This is a genomic window from Kutzneria kofuensis (genome assembly GCF_014203355.1).
Lineage (GTDB): Bacteria > Actinomycetota > Actinomycetes > Mycobacteriales > Pseudonocardiaceae > Kutzneria > Kutzneria kofuensis.
Window position 1 is genome coordinate 1,885,207 of record NZ_JACHIR010000001.1, and the last position, 17,290, is coordinate 1,902,496.

Below are 17,290 nucleotides of genomic sequence, written 5' to 3' on the forward strand. Positions count from 1 at the left end.
GGTCCTTTCCGCGCCTCAGGGGGCGAGGAAGGCGGTGGCCTCGGGGGTGTAGGCGAACAGGCCGGGCAGGCCGCCGGTGTGGAGGAACAGCACGGTCTCGTCCGAGCCGATGGAGCCGTCCTCGATCAGCGACACCATGCCGGCGGCGGTCTTGCCGGAGTAGACGGGCTCGAGGGTGATCGCCTCGGTCGAGCCGAACAGCGAGATCGTCCGCCACACCGCCTCGGTCGGCTGGCCGTAGCCGGGGCCGAGGGTGCGGTCGGTGATCCGGACGCGGTCCAGCGACGGCGGCGCGATGTCCAGCAGCGCGGCCGTCTCCTCGATCAGCGGCAGCAGCACCTGCCGCGCCTGCTCCGCCGGGCGGGACACGGCGATCAGCTCGACGTCGATCTCCCAGCCGAACGCGGCCGCGCCGACCAGAAGGCCGGCCGCGGTTCCGGCGCTGGCCAGCGGCGACACCAGTCGTGTCGGCCACACGCCGGTGTCGCCGAACTGCTCGATCAGTTCGGCGACCGCCGCCACATAGCCGAGCGCCCCTACGCCGGTGGACCCACCGACCGGGATGGACGCCACGTTTCCGTGACCGGCCAACAACTCCTGGTGACGGATCTCGGCTTCCTCGTCCGTGTCGACGACGTGCACCGTGGCCCCGTACACGTGGTCGAGCAGGATGTTGCCGGACCGCTCGTACGCCTCGCCGTCGCGCGGCACCGCACGCGTCAGCACGAGATCGCAGGGCAGCCCGAGGCGCGCGCAGGCGGCCGCGGTCAGCCGGCCGTGGTTGGTCTGCACGGCGCCGAAGGTGACGATCCGCTCGGCGCCGTCACGGACGGCGGCGCCCAGCAGGAACTCCAGTTTCCGCAGCTTGTTGCCGCCGACGCCGAGCAGGCTCACGTCGTCGCGCTTGACGAGCGTCCTCGGGCCGAGGCGGGCGGACAGGCGCGGGCACACCTGCAGCGGCGATGGCCACTGTCCCAACTGGAACCGAGGGAAACTCGACAGGTCGGTGGCCATCCGCGCGGTGTCCTCTCGCCGTCAGCTCGTGCGCCCTCAGGACTTCTCGAGGGCCTTCGCCAACAGCGTAGTGATGACTTCCTGTGCCGTCGCGACCACTTGGCGTCGCTGCCGGCTCGGCACCCGGTCGGCCATCTGCAGCAGTGACCCGCCGGATTCCACCGCGGCGAGGAACGCGAGGCGGTAACCCGCGCCCTTGCGCACCTTGTACCGCGTGGCGAACATGGCTCCGAGCCGGTCGGCCACCATGCGGCGGTGGTCGGACTCCGGGTCCTCGAGGTGGTTGTCGAGCACTTCTGCGAACCGGACGCGCCCGAAATTGGCGTCCTGCTTGCGCATGCGCTCGTGCACCGCCAGCACGCCGGCGACCGCCTGGCGCCAGTCGTCGGGGGCCGCCGCGAAGTACTCCTCGACCTCCGTGAGGAACTTGTCGGTACAGCGCAGCGCGAGCGCCCGCACCACCGACCGCTTGTCGGGGAAGTACTGGTAGAAGGACCCGATGGGAATGCCCGCGGACTCCGCGATGCGCGCCGTGGTGATCGAGTCGTAGTCCCGCTCGTTGAGCAGCGCCTGGCACGCGTCGAGGATCGCGGTCACCGTGGCCGCTCCCCTTGCCTGCACGGGCTGTCTGCGCATCAGCAGGGCAAGTCTGCTGTTCGTGTGATCGTCCTGCACGCGAACATGGTGCGGCAGAACTGCCCGTTTCACGCAGTGTTCGGGGCAAACACTCAGCGGACTGCCAGGTTCGGAAGCAGCCGTGTGGAAGCGTTCTCCCCCTGACCTGGCGAAACGCGAAAACGGCACATGTGAGGGGTCATCACCCGAGCGGCCGAGTAACGCTCACGCTCTGGCAAGGTGTTTGCAACACGGCGTGATCACGACGGCGCCCCGTCCGGCCGACGGCCGGACGGGGCGCCTCGTTTTTTCCAGATGGCGACCAGATCGCCGGGAACTACTTGATCCCGGCGGCCAGGATCTTCGCGGTGTCCGGCGTGCCGATGCCCGTCACCAGATCGAATCCGGAGCCCGCCTTGTAGGCGCCGTTGCTGCCGCTGGTGATGTCGTGGAAGTTGGTCTTGGCCAGCGCGTACAGCTTGGCGTTGGCCGAGCCCAGGCCGGTCCTGCCCGCCGCGGCCGCGGCCTGGTTGTAGATCGCGGCGACGCCGGCCCAGATCGGGGCCGCGCCGGACGTGCCGTACACCGAGGTCCATTGCCCCTGCGTGTAGACGGAAATGCCCGTTGGTCCACCCTGCGCCGACACGTCGGGCACCTGACGCTTGTTGGTGGTGCCGACCTTGACGCCGCTCTGGAAGGACGGCAGCGCGAACACCGTGGAAGTGCCGCCGCCCGAGCCGTTCCAGGCCGTCTCGCTCTTCCACGAGGTGGTGGTCGAAGTGGACAGGTTCGTGCCGCCGACACCCGTCACGTACGGGTCGCTGGCCGGGAAGTCGACCGAGGTGCTGCCGTCGCCGTTGTCGTCCGAGCCGTCGTCACCCGAGGCCGCGAAGAAGCTCTGCCCCTGGGCCGCGCCCTGCTTGAGGACGTTGTCCACCGCCTGGATGCCCGAGGTGGTGCGGCCCTTCTCCGACAGGCCCCAGCTGATCGACGTGACCGAGATCCTGCTGGCCACGATGGCGTTGGCCAGGTCCACCTCGCCCTGGTCGGTGTTCGGCGCCTCGAAGACGGTGATGGCGGCCTTGGGAGCGATCGCCTGGATCGCCTCGATGTCCAGCTCCACCTCGACCTGGCCGTCGCCGATCGGGCCCGAGCCGCCCGAGACCTGCTGCACCTTCGGCGTCGGCGAACCCGTCCCGTAGTAGCTGTCGTACTTGGTGATGTTGGTCTGCTGGAAGCCGTCGAACTCCCACAGCGCGACCGTCTGGCCGGAACCGTTGTAGCCCGTGGACGTCACGTCGTAGGCGCCCTTGAGCTGAGTGGGCGTGAATCCGCCGCCCGGTCCCGCGTGCGGGTTGACGGCCGCGTGGTGCACGCGGATCTGTCGGTTGTTCAGACCAGCGACGTCGAGGACCACTCCGGCCAGGTCGGCCGGCAGGGTCGGGGCGGAGGTGTTGGCGTAGAAGGGACGGTTGGTCCTGCCGTCCCGGTAGTTCGCCAGCGTCGTGCCGAACGCCCTGGCGACCTTCTCGGCCGGGCCGCTCGCGTCGACCGTGAGGTGGTTGCCGCTCACCGCGTCCACCGACAGGCCCTGCCCGCGCAGGTATTCCTTGACCCGGTTGACCTGGTCGTCCGTCGGGCCGAAGCGGGCCGTGAACTGCTCCGGGGTGAGGAAGTGGCCGTACTGGGCCGAATGCGGGTCGTTGACCGCCGCGATCGTGCGGTCCAGCTCCGTGCCGTTGCGGAGGTTCAGGCTGACCGCCACCGACACCCGCTGGTCCGCCGGCACCGCCCCCACGTGCTGGGCCTGGTCCAGGCCGCTCACCGCGTCCGTCTCCAGTGCCACCCTCGGCGCCGGCGCCGCCAGCGCGACCGGCGCCGCCACGGCGGCAATGGCAAGCGGTGCGACCAGCGCGCCGATGATCCTCAACGTTTTCACTGTCTGCTCCCAGTGCAGGCCGGGGGTTTGGTGAACCCAACGCTATTGACCGACCACGCTCCGTTGTAAGCGGGAAATCCCTTGCCCGGCCCCACATACACGCCGCTGAACCCCCGCGAGTCCCGCCGAGCGTCACACCGAATGCGTGAAACTTGTTCACGCATTCGGTGTGACTGTGGGCGGGACTCGCCGGGGCTTCAGACGGCCTGGCTGCGGAGGGGTTCCGGTTCGGGCTCGCGGGCCTGGGGCACGGGGACGTCCATGGCGCGCACCAACTCGGTGCGTGACCGGACGCCTACCTTGCGATAGATCCTCGACAAGGTCGCCTCGACCGTCTTGACGCTGATGAACAGCACGGCCGCCACCTCGCGGTTGGTGGAGCCGGCGCGGACGAGCTCGGCAACCCGTTGCTCGGCAACGGTGAGCGCGACGGCATGATCGGCGCGGGCGGAGGCGCCGGTGCGGTCGAGGTCCTCCCGTACCCGTTCGGCCCAAGGCGTGGCGGCGACGGCGACGCAGATGTCGTACGCCTCGGAGAGGGCGGCGCGAGACGCGGCCCGGCGGCGGCAACGGCGTTCGACACCGGCGAGGGCGATCAAGGTGCGAGCGCGGTCCAGACCAGCCTGACCGTCGGCGACGGCGCGCAACCGAGCGACGCCGTCGTTGGGAAGGCCCGAGGCGACGGCCAGCAGGGCGGCGGCACGTTCGAGGTTGGCGGACACGGTGTGCCGGCCGAAGTCAAGGGCCTGCTTGGAAGTCTGGTCGATCAGCTCGCGGGCGTCCTCCAACGACCCGGTGGCGACCAGGGCCTCGGCGAGGTCGGCGTACCACCGAACGACGGCGGGATCACGGATGTCCATGCGACGGCCGATCTCGCTCACCCGGCACAGCGTCTCCACGGCGGCCGCCGCGTCGCCGGTGGTGAGCTGAACCTGGCCCAGCACGGCCAAGTTGCGCATCAGATACAGTTGATCACCGTCCGCCTCCGACTCGCGGGCGCCGCGTTCGGCGTATTCGACCGCGGCTTCGACGCTGCCACCGTTGGCCTCGGCGAGGGCGGCGGCGTAGAGGGCGGGCGGGCAGCTGACGCCGGCTTCGGAGAACAGGCTCATCGCCCGCCGAGCGGTGTCGACGGCCCGGCGGCACTGCCCGGCACGCGACTGAACCTCGGCCAGCGTGACCATGATCGCCACGGTGTCCTCGACGGCCGCGGTCTCCTCCACCTTGCGCAGCAACGACAACAGCCGCTGCTCCGCCCGTTGGAGATCGCCGTCGTGCAGTTCCGTCACGGCCTGGTGCCGCTCCAGCTCCCACGACTCGGCGTGCGGATTCCGTTCGACGATTTCGATCGCCTGCGCGACCGTCTCGGCCGCGGACGGATCTCCGCGCAGGGACTGCAGATGCGCGAGCCGGGTCAGCGCACGGACGGCCGTCGACGCATCTCCGGCGAGCGTGGCGAGTTCCGCCGAGCGGGCGGCCTGCTCGGCCGCCTCGTCGGTGTCGCCGCCGAGCAACGCCCGGCCGGCCAGCCACATTCGCAGCGGCGCCTCCAGGCCGGGATCGCCCGCCGCGTCGGCCAAGCCGTCGTCGATCAACGGACCGAGGTCGTGCAGCGCCTGCCCGGCGTTGCGCAGCAACACAAGCCGGGCCCGCACGCGCAGTCGGGGGCAGCGCGCGTCGGCCAGTACCGACTCGGCGGCGGTCCGCGCCTCGGCGCGCAACCCCGCATCGCACGCGTGCTCCGCGGCGACGAGCCGCCGCTCGGATCGGAGCTGCTGGCTGTCCCACGGGGTCCGGTCCGCGGCCATCGCCGCCAGCTCGGCCGCGGTCACGGGAGCGCCGCGGCGGCGGGCCGAGGCGGCGGCCGCCATCAGTGTCGCGGCGACCGACTCGTCCTCGTGCGGCTTGGCCAACGCAAGGTGCCGGGCGCGCTCCACCGGCTCGGCGACGACGTCGGCCAGCCGGGCGTGCGCGTCGATGCGCCGGTGCGAGGCGGCCTCCGCGTAGATGGCCGCTCGGATGAGCGGATGTCTGAACCGGACAATGCCGTCGTCGTCGGCGACGGCGAGGTCGCAGCGTTCGGCGGCCACGAGATCGGCGGCGGCGTCGGGATGTCCCGCGGCACGCAACAGGGTCAGGCTCGGACGGGTGGCGGCGCTGGCCAACAGCAGCGTGGCCTGCGCACGATCGCTCAACTCGCCGAGCCGGTCCAGCAGCAGCGCGCGCAGCCGGCGCGGCACCGGCAGCGGCCGGCCGGGACTCTCCGGCACGCCCGAGCGCAGCACGGCCCGGCCGAGCTCCAAGGCGTAGAAGGGATTTCCGTCGGCGAGCTGGTGGATCTGCAGCACGGAGCCGTGCGGCAGCAGAACCCCGTTGTCGCGCAGCAACAGCCGGGCGACATCGCGCGGAGTCAGCGGCGGCACCGGCAGTTCGGCGATGTTCGGCGGGCACAGGTGCCGGTGCAGCGGCTGCTCCCCGTCCGGCACCCGCTCCGCGGCCAGCACGTGCAGTCGGTCGCCGGTGAGCCTGCGGGCCACGAACGCCAGCACCTCGGCGCTGGGGCGGTCCACCCACTGCAGGTCGTCGATCACCAGCGTCACCGGGGCACAGTCGGACAGCAGCTGCAGCACCTGCAGCACGGCCAGTCGCACGCCGAGGCGGCTCTGGTCGGAGGTCGGGTGCTCGCCGCGCAGCAGCGCCGCGTCCAGCGCGGCCCGCAACGGGGCCGGCAACGTCGCGAGCACGTCGTCGGAGACGTCCGCGAGCAGGTCGATCAGGCAGACGAAGGGCAGTCTTCGGTCCGACTCGGCCGGCGCGCAGCGCAGCACGGTCCCGCCGCCGGGGGCCGGCTCGCCCGCGAGCGCGCCCAGCAGCGTCGACTTGCCGATGCCGGCGGGGCCGCAGAACAGCACGCTGCCACCCGCCAGCAGTTCCCGTGCCGAGCGCAGGAGCTCGCCACGTCCAACCGGGCCAGGTTCATTCATGATGTGGTACCTCAACCGCAGGGCAGAGTTGGTACTCCACTATTCTGATCGGCCACACACCGGTATTCCAACCGCGTATTCGTGTGAGCCGCTAGGCAGTACGGCCTACGACTTTCGTCGGTAGTCCACCAATTCGGGCGCGCCCCTACCTGCGCAGACGATCAGCGAGTACAGGGCAACACGCCCGTCACAACGCCGACACACAACCGGTTCGCGATGCCCGTCATGGCTCAACAACACCGCGCTCATCGCCATTTGTCAACGCGCTCCCAGTGGGCGGAAGAGCGCCATTTCCGGTTGGCCGTGGCGGTCGGGTCACGTACGGGCGGCACAGCCTGACCAGAACGAAGCCGGGGGCCAGCAGGGGGACAACCGCCGAAAGGGTGGCCGCCGTGACGCCGGCGCGCAGCACGTCCCGTGGCATCAACACGATGCGCCGCAACACGAACGCGCGCCGCCCGGGCACGGACAGCACCAGCAGCAGGCCGATGAACGCGGCGAGGCTGAGCAGCGCCCGGTCGACCGCGCCGGCGTAGCCGATGCCCTCGGCCGCGACCATCACGGCGAGCCAGCCCAGCAGGGCCGGCAGCTGGTTCCGCTCGGTCGTGGACGACCAGAGCAAGCCTCCAGCCACTGCCAGCAGACCCAGCAGCGGACGCCGCCGGTCGGCCCGCAGCCAGCCCGTCACGGCGTCCAGCCACCCCGACGGCACGTCCGCCCAGCCGAGGCCGACCCGGAGCACGTCCAGCGGCGAACTGGCCCGCTCGGCGAGCTGGCCGAAGATCCAGCACAGCGTCCACAGCGAGACGGCCGCGGCGGCCCACAGCTGCCAGCGCGGCCGTCCCACCGCCACCTGCCAGAGTCGGGCCAGTTCCCGCCGCCTGCCACCCTGCATCCGCCGCTCCCTCGCCGTCGTTGCCCGCAACCGATCGTGACCGGAAATCCGTGGCAGCGGCCGGGATGACGACCACCGAGGGCGTGTCGGCCACGGTGCGTGATCATGCTCACGCAGTCGTTTGCACCGGCCGAGGGATGCGGGAACAAGACCGCCTCCCGTACCGTTGTAGGCAGTGGTTGGCCAGTACGTGTCCCCCGGGCCGCATCTGAAACCACGGGTACGGAATACCGTTCGGCTGGAGCCGTACTGCGTAACTCGCCGAGAGGCGACCTACTGGTCGGCCGCTAACGTGACGGGCGGTGTGCTCACTGAGCACACCGCCCGTCTTCACGTTCACCATGAGCGCGTGACTCGAGCCGAGATGCCCGCCTGGCGCCGGGAGACGGAGACCGAGCAGCGCTGGGCGGTGGCCAGCGCCGTCGTGGTCGCGCTGTGCCTCCAGCTGCCGCTGCCGCAGACGATGACCTTCCTGCCGATCTGGGTGCTGCCGTCGCTGACCTTCGCCCTGCTGGTGGCGCTCCTCATCGCCAACCCGCGACGGATCAGCAAGCACAGCCTCGCCGAGCGGCGGGTCGGGCTGGTGGTGGCGTTCCTGGTCAGCGCGGCCAACGCGCTCAACGGCGTGCAGCTGGTCCGGCACATCCTGGACGGCAGCATCGGCGACAACGCGCTGGAGCTGCTGACCACCGGCGCGGACATCTACGTCACCAACGTCATCGTGTTCGCGCTCTGGTACTGGGAGTTCGACCGCGGCGGCCCGGGGATGCGGGCCCGGGGCGTGCGCGAGTACCCGGACTTCCTGTTCCCGCAGATGGCCAGCCCCGACATGGCGCCGAAGGACTGGGAGCCCTGGTACGTGGACTACCTGTACCTGTCGTTCACCAACGCGACCGCGTTCAGCCCGACGGACGTGCTGCCCATGAAGCCGTGGGCGAAGCTGGCGATGATGGCCCAGTCGATGGTGTCGCTGGTGATCGTCGTGCTGGTGGTGGCCCGGGCGGTCAACGTCCTGCACTGACCAGCACCGCGCGCGGAGAACGACCAGCGCGAAGAACAACCAGCCCAGAGCGAAGAACAACCAGCACAGTCCCGGAAAAGCACGGAGCCCCCGTCAAGGACGGGGGCTCCGGTTTTCCCGTCACCAGGGGGGAGGGGTGACGGGAGGTCTGTGTTGTTCGATCTGGGACAAGCGTAGGGCATCCGCCGCAGAGAGCAAGCCCCGGGGCGGGGAATCCTGGCGATTGGCCACCGAAAAGCTACCCCAGGAGCGCCTCGGCTGCGCACAAGTGATCAGAAAACCTTTGCTTCACCAGCCCTGATGCACATCCGCCATCACAGTGGCCGGCGTTAGCAGCATGTGATCAACGCCACAGCCGATCTCCGCTGCGTGCCACTTCGTGGGGCTGCCCCAACATGGGGAATCCGTACAATGAGGGCATGGGCGCCCCGGACCGGACCGATCAGCTGGCACTTCCGGAACGGATGCTGCGGCTACCCAGCTTCCTGTTCGTGCACCTGGCCAAGCAATGGCGCCGACTGGCCGGCGGCCAGTTCGAGCACGATCTGCGCGGGCAGCACCTGATGATCCTGGCCTCGCTCGAGGACCACGGGGCGTCGTCGCAGAAGGAGATCAGCGAGCGGCTGGGCATCGACGCCAGCGACCTGGTCGCGCTGCTGGACGATCTGGAGAAGGCCGGCCTGGCCAACCGCAAGCGGGACGAGCGGGACCGGCGGCGCTACGCCGTGATGCCGACGCCCGCCGGCGCGAAGGCGCTGCGGCAGCGGCTGGTCGACGTGGAGCGACTGAACCAGGAGATGCTGGCGCCGTTGACCCCCGACGAGCGCGAGGAGCTGCACCGCCTGCTGCTCAAGCTGTTCGAGAGCTATCGCTGATTCCCCGGCATCGCCGGTTTCCCGGCCACGACGGACCGGAAAGACAGGTGTGGGCTGACACGGTCCCTGCCACCGTGCCAGCCCACCGGTCAGGTAACCGGCGTGGTCCCTGCCACCGCACCGGCACCTGGTCTGCGGAACTCTTCGTTCCACCCGGTCTACGCATGGCGGCGGGCTGTGCTCACAAACCTTCACTCGATCGGGTGAGCAAGCGGCCGGATCGACCCATTGTCACGTGACGTAGATAACGACCTACCGGCAGTGACAGCAAACGTTGTTACACCGTAGACACAAGCGGGGCGCACAGTGCCGTGCGCCGCAGGAGATTTTTTCGCGAAACTAACTGAATTCGCAACTTCTTCCTGTTGTGCCTACGAGAGGACGGCAATGCGACAGCAGTCACCGGGCCAGACCGCTGAGGTCCCGGCCCGGTTCTGGGAGGAGTGCGCCAAGGTCCGGCCGCAACTGGTCGGGATCGCGGCACGGCACACCGCGGGGAGCGGGCAGGCGGAGGACATAGTCCACGACGCCCTGCTGCGCGCCGCGCACTTCTCCGAGCTGGACCTGGACCGCCTGCATCCGTTCCTGGTGACCGTCGTGAAGCGGCTGTGCGTCGACGAAGCCCGCCGCCGCAGCACCGCCACCAGGGCCCACTCGCACACCAGGCTCGACCCGCTGGCCGTCGCCGATCCGGCCGAGCTCACCTGCGACCGCGCGGAGGCCGACTGGGTCGCTTCCACGCTCCCCCGCCTCACCGAGTACGAACGGGAGCTGGTGGCGCTCGTCGCGAACGGCCACCCGCACAACGACATCGCGCGCATGCTCGGCACGACGCCCCGCGCCACCCAGACGGCGATCCACCGCGTGCGCGGCAAAATCAAGTCCTGGCAGCAGTGAACCCCGGCGAGTCACGCTCTGCGGCACACCGAATGCAGATCTGGCGCAGACGTGCGCTCGGGCGCACATGAAACTGCTTCGGGCTCACCGGGCGCGGGACTCGCGGGATCGTGAACGGCGACATGCGCCGCCCGCTGCGAGCGGACGGCGCATGTCATGGTGGATGTGCCGGAAACCTACATTCGGCGTGTCCGAGAGCGTGACTCGCGGGGGTCAGTAGCCGCCGCCACCGCCGCCGGAGTTGCCGTAGCCACCGTTGTTGTTGGCGTTCGGGTCGGTGCCCGTGTTGCCGGCGCCGGGGTTGTCGGCGGGCGGCGGGGTCTGCGCCGGCACGGTCGGGGCCGGCGGCGGCGTGGCCGGCACGCAGGTCAGGTTCTTCTTGCCGGCCGAGTCGATGACCCACCAGGTGTTGCCGACGGCCTGGCCGGCCCACTTGCCCGGCTCCTTCTCGTTGGAGAAGTTGTACAGCGGCCAGCCCGCGAGGGTCACCTGCATGGTGCCGTCGGGACGGGCGACGGTGCCGACCAGCGACGGGTCGACGCCGGCGATCACCGGGGTGCCGTTGGTCAGCACCGGCGGCCAGATCAGCGCGCAGGTGTCGACGCAGTTGGACTTGGGCGGGTTCGCGGTGTCCTTGTCGAAACGGTAGAGCACGAATCCCTTGCTGTCCTCGATGACGGAGCCCATCTTGGGGATGGACGTCGAGGTCAGCTGCGCCGGTCCGAGCGCGTTCGCGGCCGGGGCACCGTTGGCCGAGGTGGTCGGCGCGGCCGGGTTGCCGCTGGCCGGGGCGGACGAGGACGGTGCACCCAACTGCACGGTGACCGGGGACTGGGCGGCGGCGTTCGTCACCGAACCGGGACCCGACTGAGTAGCCCCCAGCTCCTGGATGCCGAGCCAGGTCAGTGCGGTCACGGCGGTCAGGCCGCTGGCGATACCGATCGCGATACGACGGCCTCGTGTCACGAGAAGCCTCCGTGGGTAGGAAGTGGTGCCTTGCTGCCCACGATTACGACCTCCGGGCGCGACCGGTTCACCGGCCCGGCAGAAAAAGAATCAGGCGATTCGCACGCTTGGTCGGACACGGGGCGTGATGTTCACCCGGCCGTGACCGACTCCCAGGTTCCTCCTAGGAAGCGTCCAGCGTGCTCGCACAGTGGGCCGCCATACCTGAACGTGGGCTCGATCCAGAGCCGTACCGCGACTGGGGTCAGGTGGTCTGACATGAGTGGAGCGGCCGTTGCCGGCGAACGCGGCGACACCGACACGGGGCACTGGTCGGTGGGCAGAACCGCGACCGTGGACGTCGTCGTTCCGGTCTACAACGAGGAGCGCTCGCTGCCGGGGTGCATCGAGGTGCTGCACGGCTTCCTCACCGAGCAGTTCCCGTTCGAGTGGACGATCACGGTGGCCGACAACGCCAGCACCGACGGCACGCTGGACGTGGCCAACGAGCTCGCCGACAAGTTCCCGGGCGTGCGGGTGCTGCACCTGGACCGCAAGGGCCGCGGCCTGGCGCTGCGCAAGGCGTGGGGCTGGAGCGACGCGGACATCGTCGTCTACATGGACGTGGACCTGTCCACCGGCCTGGACGCGCTGCTGCCGCTGGTCGCTCCGCTGGTCAACGGCCACTCGGACGTGGCGATCGGGTCGCGGCTGGCGCCGGGTTCGCGCACCGTCCGCGGCCCCAAGCGGGAGATGATCTCCCGCTGCTACAACGCGATGATCCGGCTCTCGCACGGCGCCAAGTTCTCCGACGCCCAGTGCGGCTTCAAGGCCGCGCGCACCGACGTGGTCCGCCGGCTGCTGCCGCACATCGCCGACGACTCCTGGTTCTTCGACACCGAGCTGCTGCTGCTCGCCGAGCACAACGGCCTGCGGGTGCACGAGGTGCCGGTGGACTGGGTCGAGGACGTCGACACCCGGGTGCACGTGGCCAAGACGGCCAGCGAGGACATCCGCGGCCTGATCCGGGTCGCACGCGCGAAGGCGACCGGCTCGGCCCGCGTCGAGAACCTGCCCCGCCGGCCCGCGCCGAAGCCCGCGCACCCGGACGCGGTGGTGGCCCGCCGCGAGACCGGCCTGCTGTGGCAGCTGCTGTCGTTCGCGGCGATCGGCGCGGTGTCGACGGTCGCCAATCTCGCGCTGTACGGCATCATGCGGACGTGGTGGCCCGCGCTGGCGGCGAACTTCGTCGCGCTCACCGTGACGACGCTGCTGAACACGGAGGCCAACCGCCGCTTCACCTTCCTGCGGTCCACCGGCTCCACCGGCCGGGTCCACCTGCAGGGCCTGATCGTCTTCGCCCTGTACTACGCGTTCACCTCGGGCGCGCTGCTCGCGCTCGGCGCCTTCGACCCGACCGCGTCGAAGGCGTTGGAACTGCTGGTGCTGCTGGCGTCCTCGCTGATCGGCACCGCGGCCCGGTTCGTGCTGCTGCGCGCCTGGGTCTTCAAGAACACCGGTAAGGAAGGAAACGCATGACGACGGCCGCGGAAGCGACCGCGCCACCGGCGGGCCCGGCGACTCCCCGCGAGTCGCCGGGCCAACGGCTGCGCTGGCGTCCGTACGCGCTGGCGGCGATCCTGGTGGTCGCCACGGTGCTGTACGGGTGGGACATCTGGGGATCCGGCTGGGGCAACGAGTTCTACTCGGCGGCCGTGAAGTCCATGTCGCAGGGGCTGACCAACTTCGTGTTCGGCTCGTACGACCCGGCCGGCGTGGTCACCGTGGACAAGCCGCCGCTGGGCCTGTGGCCGCAGGTGGTCTCGGTGTGGATCTTCGGTTGGCACGCCTGGGCCCTGGCGCTGCCGCAGGCCGTGGAAGGCGTGGCGGCGGTTTTCCTGTTGCACCGCACGGTTCGCCGCTGGGCCGGCGAGAACGTGGCGCTGATCTCCGCGGCCGCGCTGGCGCTGACGCCGATCACCGTGGCGATCGACCGGGTGAACAACCCGGACGCCGCGCTGACGCTGCTCTGCGTCGCTGCCGCGTACGCGTTCACGCGGTCCGTGGAGGTCGGCATCCCGGCCCGCAGCGCGACCAAGTGGTTGCTGCAGGCGGCTTTCTGGGTGGGCTGCGGGTTCCTCACCAAGAGCCTGGCCGCGTGGATGATCGTGCCGGCGCTGGGCGTGGGATATCTGTTCGGGCGCAACGCTTCGTGGGGACGGCGGCTCGCGGATCTGGCGGCGGCCGGTGGCGTGTTGCTGGTGAGCTCGTTCTGGTGGGTCCTGCTGACGGTGGTGTGGCCGAGCCCGAAGCCGTACGTGGGCGGCAGCACCGACGGCGGCGAGCTGTCGCTGATCTTCGGCTACAACGGGCTGGGGCGGGTGTTCGGCGAGAACATCGGCCGCGGCGGTGCGCCGGCGGGCGGACGGGGCGGATTCCCCGGCGGCGCGGGTGGAGGCACCGGCGGTGCAGGTGGCTTCCCGGGCGGTGGTGCCCCGAGCGGTGGCGCTCCTGGAGGCGGCTTCCGCGGTGGTGACTTCCCTGGTGGTGGCTTCCCGGGCGGCGGGGGTCGAGGCGGCGGCGGTGGCTTCGGCGGGTTCGCTCAGGGCAACGGCATCACGCGCATGTTCGGGGAGGAGGTCGGCGGCCAGATCAGCTGGCTGATGCCGCTGGGCCTGTTCGTGCTGGCGGTCGTCGCCGTGGCCGGGGTGCTGTCGTGGCGTCGCCAGCTGCCGGCCGATCACCAGCGGCGCGCCGGCTGGTTCCTGTGGGGCACCTGGCTGATCGTGCTGAGCCTGGTGTTCAGCTTCCAACAGGGCATCTTCCACCAGTACTACACGACGCAGCTGGGCCCGGCGATCGCGGCGCTCACCGGCGGCGGCCTCGCGCTGTTGTGGCGGTACTACCGCCATCCGGTCGGCCTGAGCTGGCTGCTGCTGCCCGCCGGCATCGTGCTGACGGCGGCATGGGCGTGGGTGCTGGTGTCGCGGGACACGTCGTGGAACGGCTGGCTGCGGTACGCGGTCGCGGCCGTCGCGGCGATCGCGGTGATCGGTCTGGTCCTGGCGAAGGTGATCAACCTTCCGGGTGCTCGCACCGCGGCGGTGCTGGGCATCGTCGCCGTGCTGCTCGCGCCGGGCGTGTGGTCGGCGGCCGCGGCGGTCGACTCCGGCAGCGCCGGCGGCCCGGGCGGCCTGGCCACCGCGGGCCCACCCGGTGGCGGCTTCGGAGGCGGCGGCGCGGGCCGTCGGGGCGGTGGAAACCGCGGCGGCTTCCCGGGCTTCCCCGGCGGCGAGCAGCCGTCACAGGGGCAGCTCGAACAGATGATGCAGCGTTTCGGCGGCGGTCGCGGCGGCGGCAACACCCTCACCGCCGAGGACCGGAAGATCCTCGACTACGTCACGAAGAACGCCCCCAACGCCAAGATCAAGCTGGCGGTCGAGGGCGGCGCGATGGCGTCCGAGACGTTCATCGTCAACAGCGACGTGACGGTGATCGGCATGGGCGGCTTCATGGGCACCGACAACGCCCCGAGTGTCGACCTGCTGACGCAGTGGAAGTCGCAAGGCGCCCTCGGTTTCGTGTTGACGGGTGAACGCGGCCGGGGCGGCGGCGTCGCGCAGGAGCGCACGCAGTGGGTGGAGCAGAACTGCAAGGTGGTGCCGCCGAGCGCGTACGGCGGCGGCGCCCAGACCCTGTACGACTGCCTGGCCAAATAGGACAGAACGGCGGCGGGATCTCCCGGATCCCGCCGCTGTTCTCAGGCTGTTCCCAGCGACCTCACAGGTTGGCCGACCATGCTGGGCGGGTGGGCACACCGACCGTACCGCCGCCGGCGACCGTCCTGGTCGTCGACGACGAGCCGAACATCCTGGAGCTGCTGTCGGCCGCGCTGCGGCTGAGCGGCTTCGACGTGCACGCCGCCGACACCGGGGTGGCGGCGCTGAGCGCGGCGGCGCAGGTCAGACCGGACATCGTCGTGCTGGACGTGATGCTGCCCGACTACGACGGGTTCACGCTGGCGCGCATGCTGCGGGCCGGCAACGACCGGGTGCCGGTGCTGTTCCTGACCGCCCGCGACGCCGTCGAGGACCGCATCGCCGGGCTCACCGCTGGCGGCGACGACTACGTGACCAAGCCGTTCAGCCTGGAGGAGGTCGTGCTGCGGCTGCGGGCGATCCTGCGCCGCACGCACGCCCTGGACGATCCCGAGCCCAACGACGGCAAGCTGCGCTACGCCGACCTGGAACTGGACGAGGACGCGCACGAGGTGCGACGCGGCGGCCGGGAGATCCGGTTGTCCCCCACCGAGTTCAACCTGCTGCGCTACCTGCTCGTCAACGCGGAGAAGGTGGTCAGCAAGACGCAGATCCTGGACCGCGTGTGGAACTACGACTTCGGCGGCGACAGCCGGATCGTCGAGTCGTACATCTCGTACCTACGGCGCAAGGTGGACGGCACCGGACAGCCGCTGCTGCACACGATTCGGGGCGTCGGCTACACCTTGCGGCTGCCGCGGGCCGACGGCGACCACTGACATGGCCCGCAGACCCTGGACGCTGCGTACCCGGCTGTTGGTGTCACTGCTGGCGTTCGCGGCGGTCGGGCTGGCGTTGTTCGGCGCGGTGACGGGGTTGCTGCTGCGGCAGCAGTTGCTGGCCCGTATCGACGCACAGCTGCAGGAGAGCGCCGCGAAGGCGGTGTCCCGGGACCGGCCGCCGCCGCGGCCGTTGCCCGCCAACGCCTACCCGTCGCTGCCGACCAATTTCCGGGTCTACTTCTTCGATCCCTACGGCAACGCCGGGTTCCAGCAGAAGCCGGACCAGAACGAGACGGCGATGCCGCAGCTGCCGCCGATGACGATCGCCTCGGTGCGGCAGCACGGCACGAAGCCGTTCACCACCGAGGACGTCGCCGGATCCGGGCAGTGGCGGGTGATCGTCGCCGTGCAGGAGCCGAACCGGTGGCAGCCGAGCGGCGGAACCGTTGCCGTGGTGGCGATGCTGGGCGACACCGAGTCCACTGTGGTCAACCTCGCCGGCATCGAGGTGGTGTCCGGCGTGGTGTTGTTGCTGCTGCTCGGGCTGACCGGGCTGATCGTCGTCCGGATCGGGCTGCGGCCGCTGACCCGGATCGAGCACACCGCCCAGGCCATCGCCGCCGGGGAGCTCGACCGGCGGGTGGCCGACACCGATCCCCGCACCGAGACCGGCCGGCTCGGCGCGTCGCTGAACGTGATGCTGGCCCGGATCTCCGCCGCGCTGACGGCCAGCGCCCAGTCCGAGCAGCGGCTACGCCGGTTCGTCGCCGACGCCTCCCACGAGCTGCGCACCCCGCTGACGTCCATCCGCGGCTTCGCCGAGCTCTACCGGCGCGGCGGCGCCCGGGAAACCGCCGACGTGGAGCGGCTGATGGCCCGGATCGAGAGCGAGGCGATCCGGATGGGGCTGCTCGTGGAGGACCTGCTCATGCTGGCCCGCCTCGACCAGGAGCGGTCGCTCGACTTCGCCGAGGTCGACCTGCTCGTGGTCGCCGCCGATGCCGTGCACGACGCCCGTGCCGCGACGCCCGAGCGGGACATCGTGCTGGAGGCTCCGCACGGCGCCGTCCGGGTCATCGGCGACGAGCACAAGCTTCGGCAGGTCGTGATGAACCTCGTGACCAATGCCGTCACGCACACCCCCGCCGACGCCTCCGTACGCGTCGCCGTGCGGCAGGAACGGACCCGGCCCAGCAACCACGCCGTCGCCGTGGCCGGCGGCGAGCTGCCCAAGACGTCCCGGTTCGCCGTGCTGGAGGTGATCGACACCGGCCCCGGCATCCCCGAGGACCAGGGCAAGCTCGTGTTCGACCGGTTCTACCGCGCCGACCAGGCCCGGTCCCGCGCCAACGGCGGCTCCGGCCTGGGCCTGGCCATCACCGCGGCGATCCTGGAGGCGCACTCGGGCCGTGTCGAACTGATCAGCTCGCCCGGCCAGGGCACCAGGTTCCGCGTCCTGCTGGCCCCGGCCTGACCCCGGCGAGTCACGCTCTCCGGCACACCGAATGCGGGTTTCCGGCAGACTCCCGGCCGTTCCGGCGAGCGGCCGGGACATCCCGTTCCGC

Annotated in this window: 13 protein-coding genes; 7 read left to right on the forward strand and 6 right to left on the reverse strand. The window is 70.7% G+C overall.

Going from position 1 to position 17,290, the window contains the following annotated elements; translation table 11 throughout:
* Positions 1–15: 15 nt before the first annotated feature.
* The 5 genes from BJ998_RS08605 to BJ998_RS08625 all read right to left on the reverse strand — a co-directional run bounded on the left by BJ998_RS08605 (position 16) and on the right by BJ998_RS08625 (position 7,447).
* Positions 16–1,014, reverse strand: a complete 999-nt coding sequence (locus BJ998_RS08605; protein WP_184860084.1) for a D-cysteine desulfhydrase family protein — start codon at positions 1,012–1,014, stop codon at positions 16–18.
* 36 nt (positions 1,015–1,050) lie between these two features.
* Positions 1,051–1,689, reverse strand: a complete 639-nt coding sequence (locus BJ998_RS08610; RefSeq protein WP_312889998.1) for a TetR/AcrR family transcriptional regulator — start codon at positions 1,687–1,689, stop codon at positions 1,051–1,053.
* Positions 1,690–1,966: 277 nt separating this feature from the next.
* The gene (locus tag BJ998_RS08615) at positions 1,967–3,568 is read right to left on the reverse strand and encodes a S53 family peptidase (RefSeq protein ID WP_184860086.1); all 1,602 of its coding nucleotides are present in this window, start codon (positions 3,566–3,568) and stop codon (positions 1,967–1,969) included.
* Positions 3,569–3,765: 197 nt separating this feature from the next.
* Complete coding sequence (locus tag BJ998_RS08620) at positions 3,766–6,552, reverse strand: helix-turn-helix transcriptional regulator (protein ID WP_184860087.1); 2,787 nt, start codon at positions 6,550–6,552, stop codon at positions 3,766–3,768.
* A 223-nt stretch (positions 6,553–6,775) separates the two neighbouring features.
* Positions 6,776–7,447 carry a hypothetical protein gene (locus tag BJ998_RS08625; protein ID WP_184860089.1) on the reverse strand — a complete coding sequence of 224 codons (672 nt, stop codon included), beginning with the start codon at positions 7,445–7,447 and terminating at the stop codon, positions 6,776–6,778.
* A 349-nt stretch (positions 7,448–7,796) separates the two neighbouring features.
* On the opposite strand from BJ998_RS08625, the gene BJ998_RS08630 reads away from it, so the two are divergent.
* The 3 genes from BJ998_RS08630 to BJ998_RS08640 all read left to right on the forward strand — a co-directional run bounded on the left by BJ998_RS08630 (position 7,797) and on the right by BJ998_RS08640 (position 10,240).
* Entirely contained in the window at positions 7,797–8,468 is a 672-nt protein-coding gene (locus BJ998_RS08630) for a hypothetical protein (RefSeq protein ID WP_312890000.1), read from the forward strand.
* A gap of 419 nt (positions 8,469–8,887) precedes the next feature.
* Complete coding sequence (locus BJ998_RS08635; RefSeq protein ID WP_184860091.1) at positions 8,888–9,343, forward strand: MarR family winged helix-turn-helix transcriptional regulator; 456 nt, start codon at positions 8,888–8,890, stop codon at positions 9,341–9,343.
* Positions 9,344–9,730: 387 nt separating this feature from the next.
* The gene (locus tag BJ998_RS08640; protein ID WP_184860093.1) at positions 9,731–10,240 is read left to right on the forward strand and encodes an RNA polymerase sigma factor; all 510 of its coding nucleotides are present in this window, start codon (positions 9,731–9,733) and stop codon (positions 10,238–10,240) included.
* A 213-nt stretch (positions 10,241–10,453) separates the two neighbouring features.
* Here BJ998_RS08640 and BJ998_RS47250 read toward each other — a convergent pair whose 3' ends face one another.
* Positions 10,454–11,206 carry a hypothetical protein gene (locus BJ998_RS47250; RefSeq protein WP_221337924.1) on the reverse strand — a complete coding sequence of 251 codons (753 nt, stop codon included), beginning with the start codon at positions 11,204–11,206 and terminating at the stop codon, positions 10,454–10,456.
* Positions 11,207–11,464: 258 nt separating this feature from the next.
* Here BJ998_RS47250 and BJ998_RS08650 point away from each other — a divergent pair, with 258 nt between their 5' ends.
* The 4 genes from BJ998_RS08650 (at position 11,465) to BJ998_RS08665 (ending at position 17,199) form a co-directional block, all read left to right on the forward strand.
* Positions 11,465–12,724 carry a bifunctional glycosyltransferase family 2/GtrA family protein gene (locus BJ998_RS08650; protein WP_184860095.1) on the forward strand — a complete coding sequence of 420 codons (1,260 nt, stop codon included), beginning with the start codon at positions 11,465–11,467 and terminating at the stop codon, positions 12,722–12,724.
* Complete coding sequence (locus BJ998_RS47255) at positions 12,721–14,904, forward strand: ArnT family glycosyltransferase (protein ID WP_184860097.1); 2,184 nt, start codon at positions 12,721–12,723, stop codon at positions 14,902–14,904. Before BJ998_RS08650 ends, BJ998_RS47255 begins: the two co-directional genes overlap by 4 nt.
* A gap of 89 nt (positions 14,905–14,993) precedes the next feature.
* Entirely contained in the window at positions 14,994–15,722 is a 729-nt protein-coding gene (locus BJ998_RS08660) for a response regulator transcription factor (RefSeq protein ID WP_184860099.1), read from the forward strand.
* A gap of 1 nt (position 15,723) precedes the next feature.
* Positions 15,724–17,199, forward strand: a complete 1,476-nt coding sequence (locus tag BJ998_RS08665; RefSeq protein ID WP_184860101.1) for a sensor histidine kinase — start codon at positions 15,724–15,726, stop codon at positions 17,197–17,199.
* Positions 17,200–17,290: the final 91 nt, after the last annotated feature.